Origin of the sequence: Cupriavidus sp. U2 (genome assembly GCF_009663685.2) — a bacterium.
GTDB lineage: Bacteria > Pseudomonadota > Gammaproteobacteria > Burkholderiales > Burkholderiaceae > Cupriavidus > Cupriavidus necator_C.
The window spans coordinates 590,257-615,718 of the sequence record NZ_RCOG02000032.1 but is presented as its reverse complement, the minus strand read 5'-3'; the positions used below and the strand labels follow the sequence as shown (position 1 = coordinate 615,718).

Genomic DNA, 25,462 nt, shown 5'->3' with positions numbered 1-25,462 from the left:
TCCAAGCCGTCATGAATTTCGCACTGATCCTTTTTGTGCTGGTGGTCATTACGGGCATTGCCTGGGTCGCGGACAAGCTCGTATTCGAGCGTCAACGCCGCAGCGTCACGCAACTGGCGCTGGCGGAATTCGACGCCCAGCGCCAGCACATGCAGGCCGTGCCGGCCGGCACGGAACTGGACCGCTCGCGCGCGAAGCTGGCCGAAGAGAAAATGCGCCAGCCGTGGTGGCTCGAATATTCGGCGAGTTTCTTCCCGGTGATCCTGGCGGTATTCGTACTGCGGTCGTTTGTCGTGGAGCCGTTCAAGATCCCGTCCGGGTCGATGATTCCCACGCTGCTGATCGGCGACTTCATCCTGGTGAACAAGTACGACTACGGTATTCGCCTGCCGGTGGTGAACAAGAAAATCGTCGACGTGGGGGAGCCGCAACGCGGCGATGTCATGGTGTTCCGCTATCCGAAGGACGAGTCGCTTGACTACATCAAGCGCGTGATCGGTGTGCCGGGCGACGTGGTGCGTTACGAAAACAAGAAACTGACCATCAATGGCAAGCCGGCCGAATACAGCGCACTGCCCGACTATCTCGACGAGGAGCGTCTGGCCTATTCGAAGCATTTCACCGAAAAGCTGCCAGGCGGCCCCGAACATGGCATTCTGAACGACACGGACCGGCCGGCCTTTGTTGCCGGCGCCGATCCGGATTTTCCGTTCCGCGAGAACTGCACTTACAATCAGCAGGGGCTGACATGTAAAGTGCCGGAAGGTCACTATTTCGTCATGGGGGATAACCGTGACAACAGCCTGGATTCCCGATACTGGGGCTTCGTACCCGACAAGAATATCGTCGGCAAGGCCTTCATGATCTGGATGAATCTGGGCAATTTCGGGCGCGTAGGGTCGTTCAAATAAGCTGTTCACGGCACTACGCAGCGCAAAACACTCAATATAGAGGGCAGCGCGATGGGTCAGATGGTTTCGGGTAAAAGGGGGAAAGTCCGCGTATTTGTGATTCATAAATCACGCGGATTTTCGTTGGGATCGATGCTTGTGGTGGTGGCGCTGGTGTTGGCAATAGCGTTGCCGGCATTGAAGTCGATTCCCAGCATGCTGGAATATTTCTCGGTGAAGCGGGCGACCAGCTATGCCAAGGACCGATCGAGCAACCGCAAGGACGTAGCGGCCAATTTCGACAAGCAGGCCCAGATCGACAATATCAGTTCGATCCGCGGCGAGGATCTGGACGTGAACGAGGACGAAACCGGGCGTATTCGCTCGATCGGCTTCGAATACCGGACCGAAGTGAAGATCTATGGTCCGTTGAGTTTTTTGATTACCTATTCGGGAACGCAGTAAAGACATGACCCTCGACGCCTTGCAGCAACGTCTCGGCTACCGATTCAGCAAGCCCGAATTGCTGCAGCAGGCGCTCACGCATCGCAGTCATAGCGCACAGCACAACGAACGCCTGGAATTTCTTGGCGATTCGGTGCTGAACTGTGCGGTGGCGGACATGCTGTATGGCATGTTCGGCAAGCTGGACGAAGGCGATCTGTCGCGGGTGCGCGCCAATCTGGTCAAGCAGCAGGCGCTGTACGAGATCGCCCAGATGCTGCAGTTGTCGGACGCGTTGCGCCTGGGCGAAGGCGAGCTCAAGAGCGGCGGATTCCGTCGCCCGTCGATTCTGGCGGACGCGCTCGAGGCCATCGTCGGAGCCGTATTCCTGGATAGCGGGTTCGACGCCGCCCGGGCGTTGATCCGCAAGCTGTATATCCCGATTCTGGAGCAGGTGGACCCGCGCACGCTGGGCAAGGACGCCAAGACGCTGCTCCAGGAGTACCTGCAGGGTCACAAGATTGCCCTGCCGCAGTACAACGTCATTGCCACGCACGGTGCGGCGCACAGCCAGCAATTTGAAGTCGAATGCATCGTGCCTAAACTGGAGGTGCGCGTGTTCGGCACCGGCGCGTCGCGCCGTGCGGCCGAACAGGCGGCGGCCAAGCTCGCGCTGGACGAAGTCCAGAAGCTCGTGCCCCAGTTGCTCAAGCGCAGCCGTGCCGAGCGAACAGGCAAGACGCGCAAGCAGCCGGTGCCACCGGATCCCCAGTTGTCTCTCAGGTTGAAGGAATGACCGATTCTCTCCCTCCGCAGCAGGCTGCGGCGGAACCCTCTGGTGCCACGGCATTTCGCTGCGGCACCGTGGCCATCGTTGGCCGTCCGAACGTGGGCAAATCCACGCTGATGAACGCGCTGGTCGGCCAGAAGATCAGCATCACGTCCCGCAAGGCGCAGACAACGCGGCATCGGATCGTCGGTATTCAGACCACCGATGATGCGCAGTACGTGTTCGCCGATACCCCGGGTTTCCAGACGCGCCATGCCAGCGCCTTGAACCGTTCGCTGAACCGCGCGGTGACTTCGACGTTGTCGTCGGTGGATGTGGTGCTGTTCGTCGTAGAAGCCGGCTATTTCGGCCCCGATGACGAAAAGGTGCTGGCGCTGCTGCCAAAGAACGTGCCGGTGCTGCTGGTGTGCAACAAGCTCGACCGCATCGGCGAAGGCCGGTCGGAAGTGATGATGCCGTTCCTGGAGCAGATGGGACAGCGTTTTCCGTTCACGGAAGTGGTCCCGATGTCCGCCAAGACGCGAGACCACATCGACCGCCTGCTGGCCATCATCCGACCCTATCTGCCGGAAGGCGAGCCAATGTACGACGTGGATGCGATGACCGACCGCAGCGAGCGGTTCCTGGCGTCGGAAATCATCCGCGAGAAGGTGTTCCGCTGGACCGGCGACGAGCTGCCGTACACGAGCACCGTCGTCATCGACAAGTTCGAGACGGAAGGGCGGCTGCGTCGCATTTTCGCCACGATTCTGGTTGAGCGCGACGCGCACAAGGCCATGATCATCGGCAACAAGGGCAGCAAGCTCAAGCAGATCTCCACCGAGGCGCGCCTCGACATGGAAAAGCTGTTCGACGGCAAGGTCTACCTGGAAATGTGGATCAAGGTCAAGAGCGGCTGGGCCGACAACGAAGCCGGATTGCGCGCCTACGGCTACGAGTGAGCAAGATGCCTGACGTGCGCCGCGGCGCGCCGCGTGCGCGCAGTGCCGATCCGATTGCCGAGGAGGCCGCCGAGGTGCTGGAGTCGGGCGCCATTCCCGCGCTGAGCCCGGCGGCGGCCGGGCGCGAAATGATGGACCGCGCGATGCGCATCGTGCCGGCGCGCTCGGAGTTGCGCGTCACCAACGAGGCGGGGTTCGTGCTGCATGCCTATCCCTATCGCGAAACCAGCCTGATCCTCGACGTCTTCACGCGCGATCACGGGCGCATGGCGATGGTCGCCAAGGGCGCCAAGCGCCCGCATTCGGCGTTGCGCGCCGTGCTGCAGCATTTCCACCCCATTTCGTTGTCGTGGACCGGACGCGGCGAGGTCAAGACGCTGACCAAGGCCGAGTACATGGGCGGCATGCTGCCGCTGGCCGGCGATGGGCTGCTGTCGGGCTTCTATTTGAATGAATTGCTATTGCGATTCTGCCCGCGCGAGGATGCGCATCCCGCGCTGTTCAAGCACTACATGATCACGCTGACGCGGCTGGCGCATGGCGAGCCGGCCAGCTTGGTGCTGCGCGGCTTCGAGCGCGTGCTGCTGCAGGAAACCGGCTTCGCGGTGGCGTTCGATCAATGCATCAAGACGGGCGAGCGCGTGCAGCCCGGTCTTGATTACGTCTACCAGCCGGAGCGTGGCGTACGGCGCGCGCATGCCAGCGATCCGTCGACCTGGCCCGTGGTGTCGGGGCAGACGCTGCTGGACATGGCGCAGGACGACTACGGGCGCGCACAAACCGTTACGCAAAGCCGCGCGCTGATGCGGTTCCTGCTGCATTATTATCTACAGGGCGAGCCGCTGAAAACGCGCCAGATCCTGATCGATCTGCAGTACCTTTGATTCCCCATTCCCTCTGAGCAAGCCGGCATGATCTTCCACGCGAATCCCGGGGTCATCGACCTCGGCGTCAACATCGATCACGTTGCCACGCTGCGCAATGCGCGCGGCACTGTCTATCCGGACCCGATCCAGGCCGCGCTGCAGGCCGAGGAAGCCGGCGCCGACCTGATTACGCTGCACCTGCGCGAAGACCGCCGCCATATCCGCGATGCCGACGTGCGTGCACTGCGTCCGAAGCTGGCCACGCGCATGAACCTCGAGTGCGCCATTACTGCCGAAATGCTCGACATCGCGTGCGAGATTAAGCCGCAGGACGTGTGCCTGGTGCCGGAGAAGCGCGAGGAAGTGACCACCGAAGGCGGCCTCGACGTGGCCGGCCATTTCGAGCAGGTCAGCGCGGCGTGCCGCCAGTTGGCCGATGCCGGCATCCGCGTGTCGCTGTTCATCGACGCGGACCCCGACCAGATTGCCGCCGCCGCCGCGTGCAAGGCCCCGGTCATCGAGATCCATACCGGCGCCTATGCCGATGCCCACACGGCCGATGCGCAGGAAGCGGAGTTCCAGCGCGTGGCGCAGGGCGTGACGGCTGGCCGGAAGCACGGCCTGATCGTCAACGCCGGCCACGGCCTGCATTACACGAACGTGCAACGCATCGCGGCACTGCCGGGCATCAAGGAGTTGAACATCGGCCACGCCATCGTGGCGCACGCGGTGTTCGTCGGGTGGCAGAATGCCGTGCGCGAGATGAAGGCCATCATGGTGGCGGCGCGGCTGGGTACCCGTTATCCCGTGCCGGGGCAGCCGGCGTGATCTACGGCGTCGGCACCGACATCATCCAGATTGATCGCGTGCAAGGCGTGATGGATCGCACGCGCGGCCGGTTTGCCGAAAAGGTACTGGGGCCGCGTGAATTGAAGGTCTATCACGCGCGCAAGGTGCGCTCCGAAAAGCGTGGTCTGGCGTTCCTTGCCACGCGCTTTGCCGCCAAGGAAGCCTTCTCGAAGGCCATCGGGCTCGGCATGCGCTGGCCGATGACCTGGCGCGCGATGGAATTGCTGAACCTGCCGTCTGGCGAGCCCACCCCGCAATGCACGGGCGAACTGGCCGAGTGGGTTCGGGAACGCGGCCTGACCATTCGGGTCAGTGTCAGCGATGAACATGAGTATGCGGTCGCCTTCGCGATCGCGGAGCGGACGGGGCAGCCCGGCCCGCTGCCTGAACCAGCCTCGAACTGAACCGATATGAACAATAAAGTGTCCGGCAAGCGTCCGGGTCCCGTGGTGCTCGACGTGGTGGGCAAGCAGCTCAATGCCGAAGACGAGCGCCGCATCGCGCATCCCCTGACCGGTGGCGTGATCCTGTTCGCGCGCAATTTCGAGTCGCGCGCCCAGTTGGTGTCGTTGACGCGTGCGATCCGCAATGTGCGCGACGATGTGCTGATCTGCATCGACCATGAAGGCGGCCGCGTGCAGCGCGCCAAGACCGACGGATTCACGCACCTGCCGGCCATGGCCAGACTGGGCCAGCTGTGGGACCGCGATGTGCTGATGGCCACCAAGGCGGCCATCGCCTCCGGCTATGTGCTGGCGGCCGAGCTGCGCGCCTGCGATATCGACCTGAGCTTCACGCCGGTGCTGGACCTGGACTTCGGCCGCAGCGGCGTGATCGGCGACCGCGCCTTCCATGCCGATCCGCGCGTGGTCACGATGCTGGCCAACCACCTGACGCACGGCCTGCTGCTGGCCGGCATGGCCAACTGCGGCAAGCATTTCCCGGGTCATGGCTACGTGGAGGCCGATTCCCACGTGGCGGTGCCCGTCGACGAGCGCCCGCTCGACGAGATACTGGCGCACGATGCCCGCCCGTATGACTGGATGGGGCCGGCGCTGGCCTCCGTGATGCCGGCACACGTGATCTATTCCAAGGTGGACCCCGCGCCGGCAGGATTTTCGCGCTTCTGGCTTCAGGACGTGCTGCGCACGCAGCTGGGTTTCGAAGGCGTGATTTTCAGCGACGACCTCAGCATGGAGGGCGCCAGCGTTGCGGGTACCATCACGCAGGGCGCCAGGGCCGCGCTCGACGCCGGTTGTGACATGGTCTTGATCTGCAACAACCCGGAAAAGGCCGATCAGCTATTGTCGGAACTCGACACGTCGATTTCGAAGCCGTCGCAACGCCGTATTCGCAAGCTGTTTGGCCGCCGCAAGCCGCTGGACTGGAACAAGCTCCAGCAGGAAGGCGAGTACCGTGCCGCGCTGCGTTTGCTGAAGGACCTGGATCTGGTCAAGTAAGGATGGGGCCGGCCGCCGGCGCGCCACGGACGACAAAAAGGGCAGCCGAAGCTGCCCTTTCTCTATCGCGTGGCGCCGTGAAGCTTAGTTGGCGCGGCTGCGGTATTCGCCGGTACGCGTGTCGATTTCGATCTTGTCGCCGATGTTGCAGAACAGCGGCACTTGCAGTTCGAAGCCGGTGTTGATCTTGGCGCCCTTGAGCACCTTGCCCGACGAAGTGTCGCCCTTGACGGCCGGTTCCGTGTAGATGATCTCGCGGACCAGCGTCGTCGGCATTTCCACCGAGATCGCCTTGTCGTTGTAGAACACCACTTCAACGGCCATGCCGTCTTCGAGGTAGTTCAGCGCGTCACCCATGCTGTCCTTCTCGACTTCGTACTGGTTGAAGTCGGCATCCATGAACACGTACATCGGGTCGGCGAAGTACGAGAACGTGCATTCGCGGCGCTCCAGCACCACCACTTCGAACTTGTCGTCGGCCTTGAAGACCGACTCGCCCGGGGCGTCCGTCAGCAGGTTCTTGTACTTCATCTTGACAACAGCGGCGTTACGGCCCGACTTGTTGTACTCGGCCTTCTGAACCACCATCGGGTCGGAACCGATCATGAACACGTTGCCGACGCGGAGTTCCTGTGCGATTTTCATCTGAACTGTCTTCCTGAAAAAATATGGTCCGGGGCAAGGTAGGAGGGAGCACCCGGAATTCGGTATGGCGAAGGCGCGCAGCCGGCAGTTTGTTCTTGGGCCTTGAAACTTGGCTCGCCATCAAAATCAACCGGCTATTTTACCTGATTTTCGCTAAAGGCCACGAGATTCGCTGCGAGGTCGCCCAAGTGCTGCAACTGCCGCTGCCAGCGGTCCATGCCGGCGGTCAGGGCGGGCAGATGTGCCTGCAGCGCCGCCCAGTCCGGCGCCGTGCCGTACCCGTTCCACGCATGGGAGAAAGCGATCAGCGCGGCGGATGCCTCGGGCGCCACGCCAGCCCGCGCAAAACGGGTCAGCCAGGCATCGAGCTTCATGTGGTGCGCCTGGTCGTCCTGCGGGTAGATGTGCCAGATCATCGGGCGGGCGGCCCAGTGGGCGCGCACGCAGGAATCCTCGCCGCGCACGAAGTTGACGTCGCAAGCCCAGAGCAGTTCGTCGTAGTGTTCCTGACGCACGAACGGGATGCCGTGGACGACAAGATTGCCGCGATGGTGCGTGGTACCCGGCACCGCCGCCGCGCCCAGCCATTGGCCGATCTGTGTCGCGGCCAGCCCCTGGGGCACGAAGCATTCGATCGGCGTGGCACCGTCGCGCCATTGGTCGAGCAGGGCGGGCATGGCCGGATTCTCATAGGCGAACAGGCTGACCTGCAACGCCCCCGGCGTGGGCTGCACGCCGAGCCGGTGCCACAGCGTGGCCTGCGCGGCCGGGCTGGTGCGGAAGGTATCGCGCGAAACACCGATCATCGATTCGCGCAACAGGCCGCCCGTACCCCGCGCAAAGCCCGGGAAGAAGAAGTATTTGGTCAGCGGCAGGCGCGGATGCGGTGACGCCATCGCGTGGTGCTCGCTGACCCAGTCCTCGGCGCTCAGGTATTCCAGATTGATCCAGACCGGCTTGCGCGGCGCGGTGGCCATGGCTGCGAGGAACGACTCGGGCAGATGGCAGGCGAACGCCTCGATCACCACGTCGTGTGGCGCGGGGGCATCGAACGGGGCGTCCGGCTGCGGCGCCCAGCGCCGCACTTCCACACCGGCCAGGCGCTGATGCGTGGCGGCCGGGTCGATTTCCGGTGCCAGCCGGGCAAAGCTGGCCAGGTCGTCCACCCAGAGCCGGACCGCATGGCCGTGCTCCTGTGCCAGCTGGCGCGCCAGCCGCCAGCAAACGCCGATGTCGCCGAAGTTGTCGATGATCGTGCAGAAAATGTCCCAGGAACGGATAGGCATGACGCGATGGGTTTGGCGAAGATACGACGAGGACGCGACGAAGGGCGCGGCGGGGGCGGCCGGCGGCCAGGAAGTCTTCCGGACGAATTGCTCTAAACTTGCGATTCTAGGCCAGCGCCCCGTGTGGGCGCATGGATGGCGCACCGATGGCGCCCCTTATTCGTTCAATCCGCCCGCGATGCCCGAGCAGGAACCCGTCCCCCAGACCGACCCCGTGATACCCGAATCCGAAGCCGCCCCGACCGAGATGCAGGCTCCGGAGCCCCCCGACGTGCCGGACTTCGATCCGCGTCCGATCCTGGCGCGGATGCCGGGGCTGCCGGGCGTCTATCGATATTTCGATGCCGATGGCAACGTGCTCTATGTGGGCAAGGCGCGCGACCTGAAGAAGCGGGTATCGAGCTATTTCAACAAGACGCTGTTGTCGCCGCGTATTGCCATGATGGTGGGCAAGATCGCGCGAATCGAGACGACCGTCGTGCGGACCGAAGCCGAGGCGCTCCTGCTTGAGAACAATCTCATCAAGGCGCTGGCGCCGCGCTACAACATCCTGTTTCGCGACGACAAGTCGTATCCGTTCCTGAAGCTGACCGGCCACAAGTTTCCGCGCATGGCGTATTACCGGGGCGCGACCGACCGCAAGCACCAGTACTTCGGTCCGTTCCCGAGTGCCCATGCCGTGCGCGAGAGCATGCAGATCCTGCAGAAGGTGTTCCAGTTGCGCACCTGCGAGGACACGGTGTTCAACAATCGCACGCGGCCGTGCCTGCTGCATCAGATCCATCGTTGCACCGCGCCCTGTGTGAACGCGATTTCGCAGGAAGACTATGCCCGGGACGTGGGCAACGCCGCGAGCTTCCTCCAGGGCCGCGAGACCGAGGTGCTCGCGGGTCTGCAGCAGAAGATGGAGGCGCACGCGATGCAGTTGCAGTTCGAGCAGGCCGCCGCCGTGCGCGACCAGATTGGCGCGTTGTCGACGGTACTGAAGCGGCAAGCCGTGGAAGAAGTCGGCCAGGCGCGCGATATCGACGTGCTGGCCGTGGCCGTGCAGGGCGGCCGCGCCTGCGTGAACCTGGCCATGGTGCGCGGCGGGCGGCATCTGGGCGACAAGGCCTACTTCCCGGCCCATGCCGATGAAGCGGCAATGATCGTCGAAGAGAGCGACGACACCAGCGAGGCATCGGAACCATCCGAGGCGGCCCCCGGTGAGGCCGCAGCCGGAACCGCGCCTGCGGCCGACGTGGGCCCGTTGTCGGTCGATCGCATTGCCGCGCGCGTGCTGTCCGCCTTCATGATCCAGCACTATCTCGATCAGGCGCCCCCGCCGATCATCGTGGTCAGCCATCTGCCGGCCGACGGCGCGGTGGTCGAGGCGCTGTCGATGCAGGCCGGCCGCAAGGTGGCGCTGGTGCGGCAGCCCCAGGGACAGCGCAAGGTGTGGCTGGAGATGGCCGCGCAGGGCGCCGGCCTGGCGCTGGCCAGACGCCTGGCCGAGCAGGGCAGCCAGGAGGCCCGCACGCGCGCACTGGCCGAGACCATCGGCCTGGACATGGAGGACCTCGCCATGCTGCGCATCGAGTGCTTCGATATCAGCCACACGGCAGGCGAGGCCACGCAGGCGTCGTGCGTGGTGTTTCATCACCATGAGATGCAGAACAGCGAGTACCGGCGCTTCAATATCACCGACATCACGCCCGGTGACGACTACGCTGCCATGCGCCAGGTGCTGACGCGCCGCTACCAGAAGCTGGTCGAGCAGATTCAGGAGGATGGCGGCGATCCGAACGCCGCCGGCGCCGAGGGCGTGCCCCGCATGCCGCGCGTGGTGCTGATCGATGGCGGCAAGGGCCAGGTCGAGGTGGCGCGGCAGGTATTCGAGGAGCTGGGGCTCGATATTGGCCTGCTGGTCGGGGTGGCCAAGGGCGAAGGGCGCAAGGTGGGTCTGGAGACGCTGGTATTTGCCGACGGGCGTCCATCGCTGGAACTGGGGCAGGGTAGCGCGGCCCTAATGCTGGTGGCGCAGATCCGCGACGAGGCCCACCGCTTTGCAATCACCGGCATGCGCGCCAAGCGGGCCAAGGCGCGCACCACGTCGCGGCTCGAAGAGATCGAAGGCGTGGGCGCGCGCCGCCGCCAGAAGCTGCTGACGCGATTTGGCGGCCTGCGCGGCGTGATGGCGGCCAGCATCGACGAGCTTGCCAGCGTGGAAGGCATTTCTCGCACGCTGGCCGAGGAAATCTACCGGCAATTGCACTGAGACCCGTCCCGGGCAGGTATTGGGCGGCTTTCGGCCCGAAATTAGCGGGTTGGGGTCGAAATCGGCGACAATCGCGCAATCCGCCTTGGCGACCACATCGCAGACCAGCCAGATTCTGGCGCACGAACGCACCGCCCATGCCACTGAATATTCCCATCCTGCTGACCTGGCTTCGCGTGGCCATGATCCCGCTTGTCGTCGGGGTCTATTACCTGCCCGAGGCCTGGCTGCCGATGCATACCAAGAACGTGACGGCGGCGTCGTTCTTCATCATCGCGGCGGTCACGGACTGGCTGGACGGTTTTCTGGCGCGGCGCTGGAACCAGACTTCGGCCTTCGGCGCCTTCCTGGACCCGGTGGCCGACAAGCTGATGGTCACCGCGGCGCTGCTGTCGCTGCTGGCCCTGGGCCGCGTGGCCGACCTGATCGCACTGGTCATCATTGGCCGCGAGATCACGATTTCGGCCTTGCGTGAATGGATGGCGCAGATCGGGGCGTCGAAGAGCGTAGCGGTGAACTTCCTGGGCAAGCTGAAAACCACCGTGCAGATGATCGCCATCCCGCTGCTGCTGTTCAACGACACGCTGTTCGGCCTGGATGCATCGTTGCTGGGTACGCTGATGATCTACGTGGCGGCTGTGCTGACGCTGTGGTCGATGATCTATTACATGAAGCTCGCGTGGCCTCAGATACGGGAGCGCAGCGATGCGTTGAGCGGGGCGCGGACACAAAAATGAAATTCCATGCAAAAAGTTGTTGACGAGCCGGTTCTCTCTTTGCAATAATCTCGTTCTCGCTGCTGACGACGCAAACGAAAGCAGCAAGATAAGCGGTACTTAGCGCGAATTGCCGGCATAAAGCTGCGTAGTTAAAAGAAGTTGCGCGATAGTCTGCTTTTCGGTATGATGCAGGGCCCTGCGGGAGTAGCTCAGTTGGTAGAGCGCAACCTTGCCAAGGTTGAGGTCGCGAGTTCGAGACTCGTCTCCCGCTCCAGGTTAATGGCATCCGGTGGCATGGCGATGTTGGTCAGGTCGGCGGAACGGCGGCGCAAGCTGCCACGGCAGTAAAGTTGTACGGTTGTACGCGGGAGTAGCTCAGTTGGTAGAGCGCAACCTTGCCAAGGTTGAGGTCGCGAGTTCGAGACTCGTCTCCCGCTCCAATCCCAAAGGGAAGCAACGCTTCCCTTTTTCTTTAGCGGGGTTGCATCCCCGTCGCGGTGTCGGCAGTCACGACGCTCGCGGCGAATCCGGATACAATCCAGCATCGTCACCTGGCGGGGTGGCAGAGTGGTTATGCAGCGGCCTGCAAAGCCGTGTACGCCGGTTCGATTCCGACCTCCGCCTCCAGTTGCAAGCCGACGGCGCCCATGTGGCGCCGTTGTGTTTTTCAGCGCCGGCATTCGCCGAACTTCCCCAGTTTTTTGCGATTCCTCTCATCTTGAGCGGGGTGGCTCGCGTGTTACATTACGCCATGCCGTACGCATCCGGGACGGCGCCTGGCGTGGCAAGCCACCTCGCGTAGTCGTATTCCGATGCACTCCCTCCCGCCGCGGCGCATGGCGAAATTGCGATGCACCCGCGGTCTGCGGCCGCTCTTCCCGTACCACCAGCAACGATCCAGGTGCTCCCCTGTCCGCGACATGCCGCTGCGCATGATGCGCCGGCGGGATGGCGCGTTGGCGCGACGGTGGTTCATCCAGATTATCGAGACAACCGGAAAAGGAACCCCAGACGCATGCATCACGCCACCCCGCTTATCAGCACCATCGTCGGCGGTATCGTGCTGGCGTTCATTCTGGGAGCCATCGCCAACAGGTTCCGGCTGCCGCCGCTGATCGGCTACCTGTGCGCGGGCATCGTGGTGGGGCCGCACACGCCGGGCTACACGGCCGACCAGGCGCTGGCGCCCGAACTGGCGGAACTGGGCGTGATCCTGCTGATGTTCGGCGTGGGCCTGCATTTTTCGGTCAAGGACCTGATGGCCGTGAAGAAGATCGCAATTCCGGGCGCGATCGTCCAGATCGGCATTGCGACGGCGCTGGGCATGCTGGTCGCCTGGGGGTTCGACTGGCACTGGGGCCAGGGCCTTGTCTATGGGCTGGCGCTGTCGGTGGCCAGTACCGTGGTGCTGCTGCGCGCGCTGCAGGAGCGAGATCTGATCGAATCGCAGCAGGGGCGCATCGCGGTGGGCTGGCTGATCGTGGAAGACCTGGCGATGGTGCTGACGCTGGTGTTGCTGCCGGCCATGGCCGGACTGCTCGGTGGCGGCGCCGAAGGCGAGGCCGCCGGGGCATCGGCGCCTGCCACGATGGATGTGCTGGTCGAAATTTTCTCGACCCTGGGCAAGGTGGCGGCGTTCGTGGCCGTGATGATGGTCATCGGCCGGCGCTTTATCCCGTGGATGCTCGAGCGCATCGTGTGGACGGGCAGCCGGGAGCTGTTCCGCCTGGGCGTGCTGGCCGTGGCGCTCGGCGTGGCGTTTGGCGCCTATTCGCTGTTCGGCGTTTCGTTTGCGCTCGGTGCCTTCTTTGCCGGCATGGTGATGGCCGAATCGGAATTCAGCCATCGGGCGGCAGAAGAATCGCTGCCGCTGCGCGACGCCTTTGCTGTGCTGTTCTTTGTCTCGGTGGGCATGCTGTTCGATCCGATGGTGCTGGTGAACGACCCTTGGGGCGTGCTGGCGACGCTGCTGATCATCCTGGTGGGCAAGTCGCTGGCCGCGCTAGGCATCGTGCGTGCGTTCGGCCACGATACGCGCGTCGGCTTGACGATTGCCGTAAGCCTGGCGCAGATCGGAGAGTTCTCGTTCATTCTGGCCAGCCTGGGTGTCTATCTCAATATCCTGCCCGAGCGTGGCCAGGCGCTGATCCTTGCGGGCGCGCTGCTGTCGATCCTGCTCAATCCCGTCATGTTCCATCTGCTTGACCGCTACACGGCGCGCGCGGACGGCGACAGGCAGCGCGATCCTCAGCCGGCCTGAGGGGATGGGAGCACGGGCGCGGCCCCACGCAGGTATTCGGTGAAGGCCAGCAGGCCCTGCGTCGGAAACTTGTCCTGATGGACGACCAGCTGCAGCGGCCGGATCACGCGCGGCAGGCCGCTGCGCAGCGCCACCAGCAGACCACGCTCGATTTCGTCGCGAACGACGTGAAGGGACAGGCAACTCACCCCGAAGCCGCTCATGACGGCGCGCTTGATGGCTTCCGCGTTGCCAAGCTCCAGCGCGAAACGTAGCGCGCCGAGTTCCGGCACCAGACGGGCTTCGATGATTTCGCGGGTGCCTGAGCCGGGCTCGCGCACGATCCAGTCGGCTTCGCGCAGCATGTCGTGCAGGTCGTCCGGGCGGTCGGCGGCCGTCGCCAGTGGATGCGACGGGCCGGCCACCACCACCATCTCATCGTCGCACCAGTGCATGCTGCGCAGATCGCGCTCGTGGCTGGTGCCTTCGATCAGCCCGATATCGACTTCGAACTTCACCAGCGCCTGCAGCACGTCATGGGTGTTGCCGATACGCAGGTCAAGGGCGCAAGGGCCGGTCTGGGCGTTGCGAAAGCCCGCCAGCAGCGCCGGCAGAATATAGCTGCCGATGGTGTTGCTGGCCGCGATGCGCAGTTGCACGCCCCCTTCGGACGCAAATCGCTCCAGTTCATGGGCCTGATCCAGCAGCGACAGCGCGCGCGGAAAGAACTGGCGTCCGGCTTCGTTGATGGCGAGCCGACGTGCCACGCGGTCGAAAAGTGCGCCATTGAGCGCGCGTTCGAGTTCGGCCAGCGACGCGCTGACGGCCGATTGCGACATCGCCAGCGAATCAGAAGCCGCAATCGTGCTGCCGTGCTGGGCGACGGCAACAAACACCTGCAACTGGCGCAGGGTCAGGCGGAGCGGGCGCTGTTCCATGTTCTATCGATATATCCGGTTACGCATAACGATATTACCCGTTTTACTGGTTAGCAACCGGTGCGTACGCTGCAAGGCATTGCACAAGACCTTTGTTTGCTGCCATGTCTACGGCTCCTGCCCCTCATTCGATTTCCGTTGCCATCGCCCCGTCCACGCTGACGCTGTGGCGCAAGCGCATCCTGACGCTGCCGCCGCTGGGCGCGATTGCCTGGCTTGCCCAGGTGCTGGCCGATCATCCGGCCATCTCGCAATATGGCTTGTCGGCCCTGACGCTGGCGATGTTCGCCGGCATGATCGCGGCCAACACCATGCCCAGGCACTGGCTGACGCCGCTGGCTCCGGGCATGCAGTTCGCGCGTCATCACATGCTTCGTCTGGGGGTGGCGCTGTATGGCCTGCGCCTGACGTTTGGTGCCATCGCGGCGCTGGGCGTCGGTGGCATCGTCGTGCCGCTGCTGATGCTGGTGGCCACGCTGCTGTTCGGTACGTGGGTGGGCTCGTCGTTCTTCGGCCTGAGCCGGCGCGAAGCGATCCTGGTGAGCGCGGGCAGTGCGGTCTGTGGGGCCGCAGCGGCCATCGCCGTGTCTTCGGTGGTGCGCACTGACGATCGTCAGACGGCTGTCGCCGTGGCGACCGTGGTGCTGTTCGGTACGGCCGGCATGCTGCTGTACCCGTGGATGTACGAACTGGCCACGCAACACTGGCACCTGGCGGTGAGCGAGCGCGCCTTCGGCATCTTCACCGGTGCCACGCTGCACGAAGTGGCGCAGGTAATCGCGTCGGGCAAGATGGTCAGCGATGCCACGGCCGATGCCGCCGTGGTGGCAAAGATGGTCCGCGTGCTGGCGCTGGGGCCGCTGCTGCTGGTCATGGCTCTGTGGCCGCGCACGAGCTGGTCGCAGGAATCGGGTGCCGCGCGCAACCTGAAGGGCCTGCTGCGCTCGGTGCCCTGGTTTGCGGTCGGCTTTGTCGCGGTGATGGCGCTGAACTCGGCGGCACTCGTGCCCGGCGAATGGAAGCCTGCGCTGACGGCCCTGGACAACTGGCTGCTGGCCTGCGCGATGCTCGCCATTGGCCTGCATACGCGGATTGGCGACCTGCTACGCGCTGGCCGCAAGCCGCTGGCACTGGCTGGCCTGCTGTTTATCTTCCTGATGGTGGTGGGCGCCGGTCTTTGCGCGGTGCTGGTGTGAACGGCAAGGGGCGCCGAGCACCTGGATGAGAGCTGGAGAGGCTGGTGCGGCCGACGGGACTCGAACCCGTAAGCCCGGAAAGGCGGCAGATTTTAAGTCTGCTGAGTCTACCAATTTCTCCACGGCCGCACGGCAAGCCCGGTATTGTCGTGGCTTAGCCCACAGGAAGCAAGCTGGACACGTCACGCCCGAGATGTGATCCCGCTGTTACCGGCGGTAACAATGTCTCTACCACCGTTTCACCTGCAAGTTCGTGACCTCGTACAATAGCGAGTATCGGGATTCGTCCTAACTCATAGAGAGCACGATCATGAAACGTTGGTTGTTCGCAGCATTCGGTGTGGCCGCCGCGCTGGCGTCGGGCGCTGCAATGGCGCGTGTGAACGTCGACGTGGCGATCGGTGTTCCGGGCGTTGTCGTGGGTGGTCCCGCCTACTATCCGCCGGCCCCGGCCTACTACGCGCCGCCTCCGCCGGTGGTTGTGGCGCCGGCCCCTGTCTATTACGGCCCGCCGCCTGTCGTGGTGCGTCCGGCCCCGGTCTACTATGGCGCGCCGCGCTATTACGGCTATGGTGGCCCGCGTTATTACTATGGCCCGGGCTGGCATGGCCGCGGCTACTACGGTGGCGGTCATGGCCACGGACATCACCACTGATCCGTGTGCCTTGCCCAAGCCATTGAAAGCTGTTTGTCAGGAAAAGCCCCGATTCGGGGCTTTTTCTATTGCCGAGGCGATCTATGGAGTTCATCTGGGCAGATTTTTCCGGAACGCTTTGGTGGAAGATTGCGCGTGTAGGTTCCCGACGATTTTCGTCGCTCAAAGTTTTTGATGCGTACGGTCAAGCCATCTGGATATTCGGCTAGGGGTTTTCCCCTAAACTGGCTCACGTGACGCCGCTCCCACAGCAACGCTCCCAGGGATCACATGCTGATGGCGCGGCGCCCGTCGTCAAACAGAACAAGGGGATTCACATGGCACTCAGGAAACGTCTGGCGGCAGCTGCCGCGATTGGCGCGCTGGCCGCGCTCTCGACATCGGTTTTCGCCGCACCGGTCAAATACGACATCTACAGCGGCGGCCAACGGGCGGTGGATACGCGTGACGTCTATACCGATGGCGCGCGGATCAGCAATCGGGACGTGTACACGGACGGTGCGCGCGTGACCGGATCGCGCGATGTGTATTCGGACGGCGCGCGGGTGACCGACCGCCGCGACGCGTTCAGCGACGGCGCCTGATCGCCGCCGCGCAGACACCCGGACAAGCAGGGCCCGCGATATGGGGAAGATATCGCGGGCCTTTTCGTTTGTCCGCGTCGGGTGCGGAGCGGCGGCAACCTGACCGTCAAGCCTTGCGAAGGTGAAGCAGTTTTGCTTTCGAGACGGCGTGGATGACGTCATGTCGTGCGGGAGGGCCGCGATATACTGCAGCCTCAACCCTGAACGATGGAGAGAGGTATGCAGCAAAAGACCGTACTGACGGCTGACGACGTGAAGAAGGTGCTGGTCGCCGCCGAGGCCGAAGCCACGGCAAACAACTGGGCTGTCACGATTGTGGTCGTCGACGACGGCGGTCATCCGCTCGGCTCGATTCGCCTGGACGGCGTGGCGCCGATCTCGGCCTACATCGCCACGGAAAAGGCGCGTACGGCGTCGCTGGGCCGCCGCGAATCGAAGATCTACGAAGACATGATCAACAACGGCCGCTACTCGTTCATGACCGCCCCCGTGCTGCAAGGCATGCTGGAAGGCGGCGTGCCCATCGTGGTGAACAACCAGGTGGTGGGTGCCGTCGGCGTGTCCGGTGTGAAGTCGACCGAAGACGCGCAGATTGCGCGCGCCGGCATCGCCGCCCTGGGCATCTGACGCCTGGTAGCTCCCCGGCGGCGCTGCGCTGACCGGAAGCAAAAAGCCCCGCAGGCGCAATGCCTGCGGGGCGGTATAAAAAGATGGCATGGCTGGCATCGGCCGTTCAGGCAAAGGGTCTGGAATGTTTGCCTGGCAGGAAAGTCCGATCGTCTGGCTACTGCCCAACACCCGTTGGACGGGTGGTCCCCACAAAAGTCTTTACAGAGAAATCCGGCTGCCGTGCTGCTGGTGTCTGCCTGCCCGTTATTTGGTCAGGATCAGCTTGCCGTAGCGGGTGACGCGCAGCGTATAAACGTCGCCGTTGTGCAGGATCGGCAGCGTCGTGGCGCCTTGCATGATCGCCTCGAGTGGCACGGCAGGGGTGTCGGTATTGTTGGCAGGCGTCTGGCGCATCAGCGCCTCCAGGCGGGCGGGCAGGGCGGCAACCGCCGACTTGACCGACTCGAGCGCCGACGAGGCTGTCGACGAAGCGCCTGAGGACGGGGCGGCCGTGTCGCGGCGCGACTGCGGGGCGACCTCCACGCGGCGCAGGGACAGGCGGCGGCGCGTGACTTCACGCGGTTGCGACAGCGGCAGGCTCAGGGTGCTCATGGTCTTCTCCGTTCGAAGTTCCGGTGTTCCGTCTGAAAGACGGACGGTGGATGTCACTCGATCCGCACGCTGCGAATCACGATGAAAAGATCTTAAATGAGAACCGTTATCATTACAAGCGTCTTCGCATGAAGTTACATCTGTGACGCAATCGTTGCTGTGATGGATGGTGCTGGACCGCCCGGGGGCGCGGGTTGCGCTTGGCGCCCCCATGCAAAAGGGCACCCGAAGGTGCCCTTTGCGGCGAAAACGAAGCGGCTCCTGAGCGCCGGCAAAAGCGGGATCAGTGCTTCGGTTCGGTGATAAAGCCGATCTTGCCCAGCCCGCCGTGCTGCGCGGCGGCCATGACTTCGGCCACGCGCTCGTAGCGCACGTCGCGGTCCGCGCGCAGGTGCAGCTCGGGCTGCGGCTGCAGTTGCGCGGCGCTCGCAATGCGCTGTTCCAACTGCGCCTGATCCACTTCTTCCTGGTTCCAGAACACCTTGCCTTGCGCATCGACGGACACGTTGATGCTTTGCGGCTTGGCGTCGTTGGGCTGGTTGGTCGCACGCGGCAAGTCGATCTTTACCGCATGGTTGATGACGGGAATCGTGATGATGAAGATGATCAGGAGCACCAGCATGACGTCCACCAGCGGAGTCATGTTGATCTCGCTCATCACCTCGTCATCGTCGCCGTCGAGGGTGCCGAATGCCATGATGCTTTCCTTCAGGCGCTAGAAATCGCGCTCAGTTCTTGACGGCCAGGCGCATCGACGCATCGTCGGTAGCGCGGTTGGCGGAGGTCGGACGCACACGGGCGCCGGTCACGAAGTAGGCGTGCAGGTCATGCGCAAAACGGTTCAGCTTGCTGATCACGCCCTTGTTGCCACGGCTCAGGGCGTTGTAGCCCAGCACGGCGGGGATGGCCACGGCCAGGCCGAAGGCCGTCATGATCAGGGCCTCGCCCACGGGGCCGGCGACCTTGTCGATGGTCGGCACGCCCGAGGCGCCAATGCCGATCAGCGCGTGATAAATTCCCCACACGGTGCCGAACAGTCCCACGAACGGTGCCGTGGAGCCCACCGAGGCCAGCACGGCCAGGCCCGACTGCATGCGGGCAACCGCTTCGTCGATCGCGCTCTTGAGCGAGCGGGTCAGCCAGTCGGAGATGTCCAGCGCGTCATGCAGTTGCGGCTGGCTCGCGCGATGGTGCTGGGCGGCTTCCTTGCCGGTAACGGCCAGCGTGCGGAACGGGTTGGCGTCGCTGGCACCCAGGGTGTCGAGCGCGTGGTCGAAGTCGTCCGAATGCCAGAAGCGTTTTTCCGCGCCCTGCGCCATCTTCTTGAGGCGAACCAGATCCCACGCCTTGGTGAGAATCACGATCCACGACAGCAGCGACATGATCAGCAGAATGATGGCGGTCGCGCGCATGACGAAATCGCCTTGCGACCAGAGGTGGGAGAGTCCGAGGTCCTGCATGGTGGTTCCTGAAAGTGTCAGTGTTTAGGGTATCGGAAAATTCCGGGAAATTAGTTCAGTTCGAATTTGATCGGTTGCTGCGCGGTGGCGGCCATGGCGCGCCCGTTCTCCATGTACGGCTTGCAGCGGATCGCCTTGGCGGCGGTCAGCGCGGCTTCGTCCAGGCGGTCGGACCCGCTGGTCTTCGACACCACGGCCTTCACGACCTTGCCGGTCTCGTCGAAATTCAACCGGATCACGGCCTCGCCGGTCTCGCCCATGCGCTGCGACTGGCGCGGATACACCGGCGCGGGTTGCGAGCACGCCATTTCGCCGATGCCGACCGCACGCGGTGCGGCATTGGTGGCAGCCGGCGGCGGCGCGGGCGGCTCAGGCGCCGGCGGTGCAGGCGGCGCGGGCGGCGCTTCGATGGCGTTCGGCGTCGGCGGCAGATTGGCGACCGGGGTTGGCGTCGGCTGCGGCTTGGGCGGCGTCGGACGCGGTGTTACCACTTTGACCTGTTTTGGCGGCGTAGGTTGTGCCTTGGGAGGTTCGGGGGCGGGCGGCTCGGGCTTCGGCTGCTCCATCGGGATGATGCGGGCGATGATCTCCGGGGCCATGACGGCCTCCGTCATCTTGCGGGCCAGCCCGCTCTGGATCAAATACAGCAGCCCGACATGGAACAGCAGGACCGCAACGGTGATCTTTAAAAATCGTTGATCGAACATGAGAGGAACGACTGGTGTCCGCCTGGCGGCACAATCACTTGCGGTAGAACAGGATCAGCGAGATTCCACATCCAACCAGCAGGCTCATTAGCAATTCCATGATGATAACGCTCCAAAGAAACACAGCTGTCTAGTAACCGGTTACAGGGGGAGCGCCACTCTTGGGTAGCGTATCAGCGAGATAGTATAAACGATAATGATTCTTATTTGTTGCGCATTGTGCAATGCGTGACGATATTCTGCGGCCGCTTCATTGCGGACGCCGCAGCAATGCCGGGCAGCATGTCGATCTGGCGTTACGTGGGGCAGGTCGCGCCCGCGGCATGCCGCCGATGCCCCACCCGCGGAAATCCGCGCTACGATTATTAGAAATCCCCAGTTAGCGGCAGACACGGCACAGGCCAGGCGTTCCCCGCGGTCCGGACGCCCCGCGCCCCGTGCGAAGGGAACCAGCCATGGATTTCACCCGTTTTGCTGAAGACGACCGCACGATGGACGACCGCAGCACGTTGTTGCGCGCGTCGTCCGGCACGGTGGGCACTTCGGCGCTCGACTGGATGTGCGCCCAGTTTGCGCTGCGCGTGGTCTGCGCGCTTGGGCCGCGTTTCAATCTGCGCAGCAATATCAATGACGTGCTGACCGTCAGCGCGCAGGAAATGGTGTGGCCGTACGGCGTGGTGCTGCGCGTGCAACGCTTCCTGTCCGCGCGTTGCGCCGACATGCCTGCGTGGAAAGGCGCCTCGCGCCTGTCGCCCGAGGAATTCCTGGAGCGCCACGGCCAGTGGAACAGTGCTTTCGACGAAAGCGCGCTGTTTTACTATCTGGACGAATACGTCAAGCATCACGCCAAGGACATGTTCGCGGTCTTTGCCGCGTCGTCGGCCGCGATTGCGTCGCGGCTCGATGGCGAGCGCGTGCTGCTGGTGCGCAATATCGACATGCTCAGCCACGTGCTGAACCTGCCGGACCACGAGCGCAAGCTGCTGCTCTACGCGGCGCTGGCCAAGTACAAGCGCGACCTGCGCGCGGTAATGGTCGACTGCAAGGTGGCCCACAGCCAGGAAGCGTTCCAGATCCTTGGTGGCCTGACCGCGGCCAGTCCGGCCGATATTGCGTCGTCGCTGCGACCGGGGTCACGCCTGGAGACGCTGAACCTGATCGAACAGCCGCTGCCGGAAAACAGCGTGACCGATCTTGGCGATCTGATGCGCCTGTCCGACCGCCTGCTGCACGTGCTGCTGGGCAACTACGCGAGCGAGGCCGAGATGATGGCGGTCTTCACGCGGCCCGCGGCGCCGCCCACGCTGGGCACCACCGACTATCCGCACGTCGAGACCGATGCCCGCTATCTGACCGCCTTGCTCGGCAATGCCACGCGCCAGAATGCGAGCGGCGTCAACGTGCTGATCTATGGCCCGCCTGGCACGGGCAAGACCGAATTCGCACGGCTGGTGGCGCGCGAGGCCGGGTGTGAACTCTACGAGGTGGACTGCTTCGACCGCGATGGCAACAGCCTGTCGGGCAAGGATCGATACCGGTCGTTGCAGGTGTCGCAGGCCTTTCTGAGGGGGCGTCCGCGCACGGCACTGCTGTTCGACGAGGTCGAGGATGTGTTTCCGGGCAGTGCGCGCGAACTGATGAGCCTGTTCGGCCAGGAGGACACGCGCGCGTCCGTCAACGGCAAGGCGTGGGTCAACCAGACGCTGGAGCAGAACCCGGTGCCGGTGATCTGGATTTCCAATTCAATCCGGCAGATCGACCCTGCCTATCTGCGGCGCTTCCAGTTCCATCTCGAATTAAAGATTCCGCCACCCCAGGTACGCGAGAACATTATTCGCAAGCACCTTGGCAACCTGGCGGTCAGCGACGCCTTCGTGGCGACCCTGGCGGCGCGCAAGACGCTGACGCCGGCGCAGGTGCAGTCGGCCGCACGGTTCGTCGAGCTGGCGCGGCCCGATGTCGATGAACCGGTCGAGGCGTTGATCCTGCGCCAGCTCGAGCATGCCGACCGCGCGATGGGCCTGCGTCCCGAAGCCGAGGCGCGCCCGGTGGTGACGCACTACCGGCTGGACAACCTGAACCTGGAAACGCGCTACGCCGTGGAGAAGATCGTGCAGGCGCTGGGGGCGCGCCGGCGCGGCACGCTGTGCTTCTACGGGCCGCCCGGTACCGGCAAGACGGCGCTGGCCGAGCACATCGCAGCGGCGCTGGACCTGCCGCTGATGATCCGGCGTGCCTCGGACCTGATGAGCAAGTATGTAGGCGAGACCGAGCAGCAGATCGCCGCCATGTTTGCGCGCGCCGAGGAAGACGGCGCGGTGTTGCTGCTCGATGAGGCCGACAGCTTCATGCAGAGCCGCCAGCAGGCGGTGCGCAACTACGAGGTGTCCGAGGTCAACGAGATGTTGCAGGGCATGGAGCGCTTCAACGGTATCTTCGTCTGCACCACGAACCTGTTCGACCGCATCGACGAGGCCGCCCTGCGGCGCTTCTCGTTCAAGATCCGCTTTCTGCCGCTCAAGCCCGCGCAGCGCGAGGCGATGTTCGTCGACGAGGCGCTCGATGGCGATGCCGCGCGCATGACCGATGCCATCCGCCGCGATCTCGACAGCATGGATTGCCTGACGCCTGGCGATTTCGCGACGGTGAAGCGCCAGTCAGTGGTGCTGGGCGAGGCGCTGACGGCCGACGAATTCCTGGCCCAGCTGCGCCAGGAGCATGCCGTGAAGCCCGAGGTGCGGCATCACAAGCCGGTAGGCTTCATTCAGTAGCCCGAGGGGTCGATGGCGGGCGCCGGTTCGATGGCCACGGTCTCGGCGCGGGCTTCCACGTTGAGCAGCGCCCACGCCATTTCGCGCAAGTGCGCGGCGTCCTTGGTCGACAGGTAGCGTATGGCCGGCGTCGCGTCGGGGCAGGCCGCCAGGCCGAACTCGGCCAGCTTGCGGGCCAGCTGGCGCGCGATGGCCGTGCCGGTGTCGATCAGCGCCAGGCGGTTGCCCACCATCTCGCGAATCGTTTCCGACAGGAAAGGGTAGTGCGTGCAGCCCAGTACCAGGGTGTCGGCGCCGGCATCGAGCATGGGCCGCAGGTACGAGTCGAGCTTCTCGCGAATCGCCGGGCCCGATACGTCGCCCTGTTCGATCAGCGAGACCAGCCCATGGCCGGCCGCGCACAGGTACTGGCTGTCGTGCGCCAGCGACGTCAGCAGGCGGTTGAACTTGGCGCTCTTGAGCGTATTGGCGGTGGCCAGTACGCCCACCACCTTGCTTTGGCTCAGCGACGCCGCGGGTTTGAGCCCCGGTTCCACGCCGATGATCGGCACGTCCAGGCGCTCGCGCAGCGTCTGCACGGCATGCATGGTCGCCGTGTTGCAGGCGATCACCAGCGCCTTGCAGCCCTGTGCCACCAGCCATTCGCAGACCTGCAGCGTGCGGGCTTCGACAAATCGTTCGGGCTTGTCGCCGTACGGCGCGTAGCGCGAATCGGCGAAGTAGATCAACGACTCGTGCGGCAGCATGGCGCGGACTTCGCGCAGGACGGACAAGCCGCCCAGGCCGGAATCGAAGATGCCGATGGGGGAGGGGTTCACGCCTTTGACTCGGGAATGAAAAAAGCCGGACAGCAATTGTCCGGCTTTGCACCGCAATTGACCAGTCTGGCGATCAGGCCGCTGCGACCGGAATCTTGCCGATCTTGGCCTGCCACTCGGCGGGGCCGGTCTTGTGGACCGACGTGCCCGAGCTGTCCACGGCCACCGTCACCGGCATGTCCTTGACGTCGAACTCGTAGATCGCTTCCATGCCCAGGTCTTCGAAGGCCAGCACCTTCGCGCCGCGAATCGCCTTCGACACCAGGTAGGCGGCTCCGCCCACAGCCATCAGGTAGGCCGACTTGTGCTTCTGGATCGATTCGATCGCCACCGGGCCGCGCTCGGCCTTGCCGATCATGGCGATCAGGCCGGTCTGCGACAGCATGGTCTCGGTGAACTTGTCCATGCGGGTGGCCGTCGTCGGGCCGGCCGGGCCAACCACTTCGTCGCGCACCGGGTCCACGGGGCCCACGTAGTAGATCACGCGGTTCGTGAAGTCCAGCGGCAGCTTCTCGCCCTTGGCCAGCATGTCGGCGATGCGCTTGTGCGCGGCGTCGCGGCCGGTCAGCATCTTGCCGTTCAGCAGCAGCGTCTGGCCCGGCTTCCACGAAGCCACTTCTTCCGGCGTCAGCGTGTTCAGGTCGACGCGCTTCGACGTTTCGGTGTTCGGCGCCCACTCCACCTGCGGCCAGGCCGACAGGTCGGGGGCTTCCAGCCTGGCCGGGCCGCTGCCGTCCAGCGTGAAGTGCACGTGGCGGGTGGCCGCGCAGTTCGGGATCATGGCCACCGGCTTCGATGCCGCGTGCGTCGGCGATGCCATGATCTTGACGTCCAGCACGGTGGCCAGGCCGCCCAGGCCCTGTGCGCCGATGCCCAGCGCGTTGACTTTCTCGTACAGCTCGACGCGCATTTCCTCGATCCAGTCCTTCGGGCCGCGGGCGATGATGTCCTGGATGTCGATGGATTCCATCAGCGATTCCTTGGCCATCACCATCGCCTTCTCGGCAGTGCCGCCGATGCCGATGCCGAGCATGCCCGGCGGGCACCAGCCGGCGCCCATCGTCGGCACGGTCTTCAGCACCCAGTCCACGATCGAGTCGGACGGGTTCAGCATGACGAACTTCGACTTGTTTTCCGAGCCACCGCCCTTGGCGGCCACCTGGATGTCGACGGTATTGCCCGGCACCACTTCATAGTGGATCACGGCCGGGGTGTTGTCCTTGGTGTTCTTGCGGGCGCCTTCGGGCGGGCTGACGATCGACGCACGCAGCACGTTGTCCGGGTGCGTGTAACCGCGGCGCACGCCTTCGTTGATCATCTCGGTCAGGCCCATGGTGGCGCCATCCCAGCGAACGTCCATCCCCACCTTGACAAAGATCGTCACGATGCCGGTGTCCTGGCACAGCGGGCGCTTGCCTTCGGCGCACATGCGGCTGTTGGTCAGGATCTGGGCAATCGCGTCCTTGGCGGCCGGACTCTGTTCCAGCTCATAGGCGCGGCCCAGGCTGGTGATGTAGTCCATCGGGTGGTAGTAGCTGATGTACTGCAGCGAGTCGGCGACGCTCTGGATGAGGTCTTCTTGCTTGATGACTGTCATTTTGTGGGGGAGGGCAGCGGTGAAACACAGCCCGGGATGATACACCGTGGCGGCGACGGCTGTCCGGGTTGCATACAGCCGTCGACACCTTTGGTCGGGTATTGCCGTGAGGCGAATGAGTCACCTCGG

The 25,462-nt window shown here is 64.2% G+C and carries 25 protein-coding genes and 4 tRNA genes; 19 read left to right on the top strand and 10 right to left on the bottom strand.

Annotation, left to right across the window (positions count from 1 at the left end; genetic code table 11):
- The first annotated feature begins 11 nt into the window (after nucleotides 1-11).
- From lepB to nagZ, 8 genes are read left to right on the top strand one after another with little or no spacing between them, the layout of a single operon-like run.
- Complete coding sequence (gene lepB / locus D9X30_RS27060) at nucleotides 12-911, top strand: signal peptidase I (protein WP_153945415.1); 900 nt, start codon at nucleotides 12-14, stop codon at nucleotides 909-911.
- Nucleotides 912-962: 51 nt separating this feature from the next.
- Nucleotides 963-1,355: a DUF4845 domain-containing protein gene (locus D9X30_RS27055; protein ID WP_153945414.1), complete on the top strand. Its 393-nt coding sequence runs from the start codon at nucleotides 963-965 to the stop codon at nucleotides 1,353-1,355.
- A gap of 4 nt (nucleotides 1,356-1,359) precedes the next feature.
- Nucleotides 1,360-2,130: a ribonuclease III gene (gene rnc / locus D9X30_RS27050; protein ID WP_092594258.1), complete on the top strand. Its 771-nt coding sequence runs from the start codon at nucleotides 1,360-1,362 to the stop codon at nucleotides 2,128-2,130.
- A complete protein-coding gene (gene era / locus D9X30_RS27045) occupies nucleotides 2,127-3,065 on the top strand; it encodes a GTPase Era (protein ID WP_153945413.1) in 939 nt (312 codons plus the stop codon). Before rnc ends, era begins: the two co-directional genes overlap by 4 nt.
- Nucleotides 3,066-3,070: 5 nt before the next feature.
- Nucleotides 3,071-3,949 (top strand): DNA repair protein RecO, encoded by an 879-nt coding sequence (gene recO / locus D9X30_RS27040; protein ID WP_153945412.1) that lies wholly within the window; start codon nucleotides 3,071-3,073, stop codon nucleotides 3,947-3,949.
- A 27-nt stretch (nucleotides 3,950-3,976) separates the two neighbouring features.
- Complete coding sequence (pdxJ, locus tag D9X30_RS27035) at nucleotides 3,977-4,759, top strand: pyridoxine 5'-phosphate synthase (protein WP_153945411.1); 783 nt, start codon at nucleotides 3,977-3,979, stop codon at nucleotides 4,757-4,759.
- A complete protein-coding gene (gene acpS / locus D9X30_RS27030; protein ID WP_249641096.1) occupies nucleotides 4,756-5,184 on the top strand; it encodes a holo-ACP synthase in 429 nt (142 codons plus the stop codon). The genes pdxJ and acpS overlap by 4 nt, the downstream gene beginning before the upstream one ends.
- A gap of 6 nt (nucleotides 5,185-5,190) precedes the next feature.
- Nucleotides 5,191-6,240 (top strand): beta-N-acetylhexosaminidase, encoded by a 1,050-nt coding sequence (gene nagZ / locus D9X30_RS27025; RefSeq protein ID WP_153945410.1) that lies wholly within the window; start codon nucleotides 5,191-5,193, stop codon nucleotides 6,238-6,240.
- Nucleotides 6,241-6,324: 84 nt separating this feature from the next.
- Here nagZ and efp read toward each other — a convergent pair whose 3' ends face one another.
- Together efp and earP are read right to left on the bottom strand one after the other, a co-directional pair.
- Nucleotides 6,325-6,885 carry an elongation factor P gene (gene efp / locus D9X30_RS27020; protein WP_153945409.1) on the bottom strand — a complete coding sequence of 187 codons (561 nt, stop codon included), beginning with the start codon at nucleotides 6,883-6,885 and terminating at the stop codon, nucleotides 6,325-6,327.
- 134 nt (nucleotides 6,886-7,019) lie between these two features.
- Nucleotides 7,020-8,171, bottom strand: coding sequence for an elongation factor P maturation arginine rhamnosyltransferase EarP (gene earP, locus D9X30_RS27015; protein ID WP_153945408.1), 1,152 nt, complete (start codon nucleotides 8,169-8,171; stop codon nucleotides 7,020-7,022).
- Between the two features lie 178 nt (nucleotides 8,172-8,349).
- Here earP and uvrC point away from each other — a divergent pair, with 178 nt between their 5' ends.
- From uvrC to D9X30_RS26985, 6 genes are all read left to right on the top strand, one after another.
- On the top strand, nucleotides 8,350-10,428 hold the full coding sequence (gene uvrC / locus D9X30_RS27010) for an excinuclease ABC subunit UvrC (RefSeq protein ID WP_153945707.1): 2,079 nt from the start codon (nucleotides 8,350-8,352) through the stop codon (nucleotides 10,426-10,428).
- Between the two features lie 137 nt (nucleotides 10,429-10,565).
- Complete coding sequence (gene pgsA, locus D9X30_RS27005; RefSeq protein ID WP_066730959.1) at nucleotides 10,566-11,165, top strand: CDP-diacylglycerol--glycerol-3-phosphate 3-phosphatidyltransferase; 600 nt, start codon at nucleotides 10,566-10,568, stop codon at nucleotides 11,163-11,165.
- Nucleotides 11,166-11,345: 180 nt separating this feature from the next.
- A tRNA-Gly gene (locus D9X30_RS27000) sits at nucleotides 11,346-11,421 on the top strand.
- Between the two features lie 90 nt (nucleotides 11,422-11,511).
- Nucleotides 11,512-11,587, top strand: a tRNA-Gly gene (locus tag D9X30_RS26995).
- A 113-nt stretch (nucleotides 11,588-11,700) separates the two neighbouring features.
- Nucleotides 11,701-11,774 (top strand) — tRNA-Cys (locus D9X30_RS26990).
- 388 nt (nucleotides 11,775-12,162) lie between these two features.
- On the top strand, nucleotides 12,163-13,407 hold the full coding sequence (locus tag D9X30_RS26985) for a cation:proton antiporter domain-containing protein (protein WP_153945407.1): 1,245 nt from the start codon (nucleotides 12,163-12,165) through the stop codon (nucleotides 13,405-13,407).
- Here the strand turns inward: D9X30_RS26985 and D9X30_RS26980 are convergent.
- Nucleotides 13,395-14,324 carry a LysR family transcriptional regulator gene (locus D9X30_RS26980; RefSeq protein WP_153945406.1) on the bottom strand — a complete coding sequence of 310 codons (930 nt, stop codon included), beginning with the start codon at nucleotides 14,322-14,324 and terminating at the stop codon, nucleotides 13,395-13,397. The two genes, D9X30_RS26985 and D9X30_RS26980, sit on opposite strands and share 13 nt — an antisense overlap.
- Nucleotides 14,325-14,428: 104 nt before the next feature.
- Here D9X30_RS26980 and D9X30_RS26975 point away from each other — a divergent pair, with 104 nt between their 5' ends.
- On the top strand, nucleotides 14,429-15,520 hold the full coding sequence (locus D9X30_RS26975; RefSeq protein ID WP_153945405.1) for a YeiH family protein: 1,092 nt from the start codon (nucleotides 14,429-14,431) through the stop codon (nucleotides 15,518-15,520).
- 42 nt (nucleotides 15,521-15,562) lie between these two features.
- On the opposite strand, the gene D9X30_RS26970 is transcribed toward D9X30_RS26975, so the two are convergent.
- Nucleotides 15,563-15,649 (bottom strand) — tRNA-Leu (locus D9X30_RS26970).
- A gap of 181 nt (nucleotides 15,650-15,830) precedes the next feature.
- Here D9X30_RS26970 and D9X30_RS26965 point away from each other — a divergent pair.
- From D9X30_RS26965 to D9X30_RS26955, 3 genes are all read left to right on the top strand, one after another.
- On the top strand, nucleotides 15,831-16,175 hold the full coding sequence (locus D9X30_RS26965; protein ID WP_101683109.1) for a hypothetical protein: 345 nt from the start codon (nucleotides 15,831-15,833) through the stop codon (nucleotides 16,173-16,175).
- A gap of 317 nt (nucleotides 16,176-16,492) precedes the next feature.
- Nucleotides 16,493-16,759, top strand: a complete 267-nt coding sequence (locus D9X30_RS26960; protein ID WP_153945404.1) for a hypothetical protein — start codon at nucleotides 16,493-16,495, stop codon at nucleotides 16,757-16,759.
- 219 nt (nucleotides 16,760-16,978) lie between these two features.
- Nucleotides 16,979-17,386, top strand: a complete 408-nt coding sequence (locus D9X30_RS26955; RefSeq protein WP_066730950.1) for a heme-binding protein — start codon at nucleotides 16,979-16,981, stop codon at nucleotides 17,384-17,386.
- A gap of 246 nt (nucleotides 17,387-17,632) precedes the next feature.
- Here D9X30_RS26955 and D9X30_RS26950 read toward each other — a convergent pair whose 3' ends face one another.
- The 4 genes from D9X30_RS26950 to D9X30_RS26935 all read right to left on the bottom strand — a co-directional run bounded on the left by D9X30_RS26950 (nucleotide 17,633) and on the right by D9X30_RS26935 (nucleotide 20,147).
- A complete protein-coding gene (locus D9X30_RS26950) occupies nucleotides 17,633-17,980 on the bottom strand; it encodes a hemin uptake protein HemP (RefSeq protein ID WP_153945403.1) in 348 nt (115 codons plus the stop codon).
- A gap of 283 nt (nucleotides 17,981-18,263) precedes the next feature.
- Complete coding sequence (locus tag D9X30_RS26945; RefSeq protein ID WP_153945402.1) at nucleotides 18,264-18,677, bottom strand: ExbD/TolR family protein; 414 nt, start codon at nucleotides 18,675-18,677, stop codon at nucleotides 18,264-18,266.
- 31 nt (nucleotides 18,678-18,708) lie between these two features.
- On the bottom strand, nucleotides 18,709-19,440 hold the full coding sequence (locus D9X30_RS26940; RefSeq protein WP_153945401.1) for a MotA/TolQ/ExbB proton channel family protein: 732 nt from the start codon (nucleotides 19,438-19,440) through the stop codon (nucleotides 18,709-18,711).
- A 50-nt stretch (nucleotides 19,441-19,490) separates the two neighbouring features.
- The gene (locus D9X30_RS26935; RefSeq protein ID WP_153945400.1) at nucleotides 19,491-20,147 is read right to left on the bottom strand and encodes an energy transducer TonB; all 657 of its coding nucleotides are present in this window, start codon (nucleotides 20,145-20,147) and stop codon (nucleotides 19,491-19,493) included.
- 455 nt (nucleotides 20,148-20,602) lie between these two features.
- Here D9X30_RS26935 and D9X30_RS26930 point away from each other — a divergent pair, with 455 nt between their 5' ends.
- Entirely contained in the window at nucleotides 20,603-22,918 is a 2,316-nt protein-coding gene (locus tag D9X30_RS26930; RefSeq protein ID WP_153945399.1) for an AAA family ATPase, read from the top strand.
- On the opposite strand, the gene murI is transcribed toward D9X30_RS26930, so the two are convergent.
- Both murI and D9X30_RS26920 read right to left on the bottom strand, forming a co-directional pair.
- Entirely contained in the window at nucleotides 22,912-23,736 is an 825-nt protein-coding gene (gene murI / locus D9X30_RS26925) for a glutamate racemase (RefSeq protein WP_249641095.1), read from the bottom strand. The two genes, D9X30_RS26930 and murI, sit on opposite strands and share 7 nt — an antisense overlap.
- Before the next feature lie 73 nt (nucleotides 23,737-23,809).
- Nucleotides 23,810-25,333: a fumarate hydratase gene (locus D9X30_RS26920; RefSeq protein WP_153945398.1), complete on the bottom strand. Its 1,524-nt coding sequence runs from the start codon at nucleotides 25,331-25,333 to the stop codon at nucleotides 23,810-23,812.
- Nucleotides 25,334-25,462: the final 129 nt, after the last annotated feature.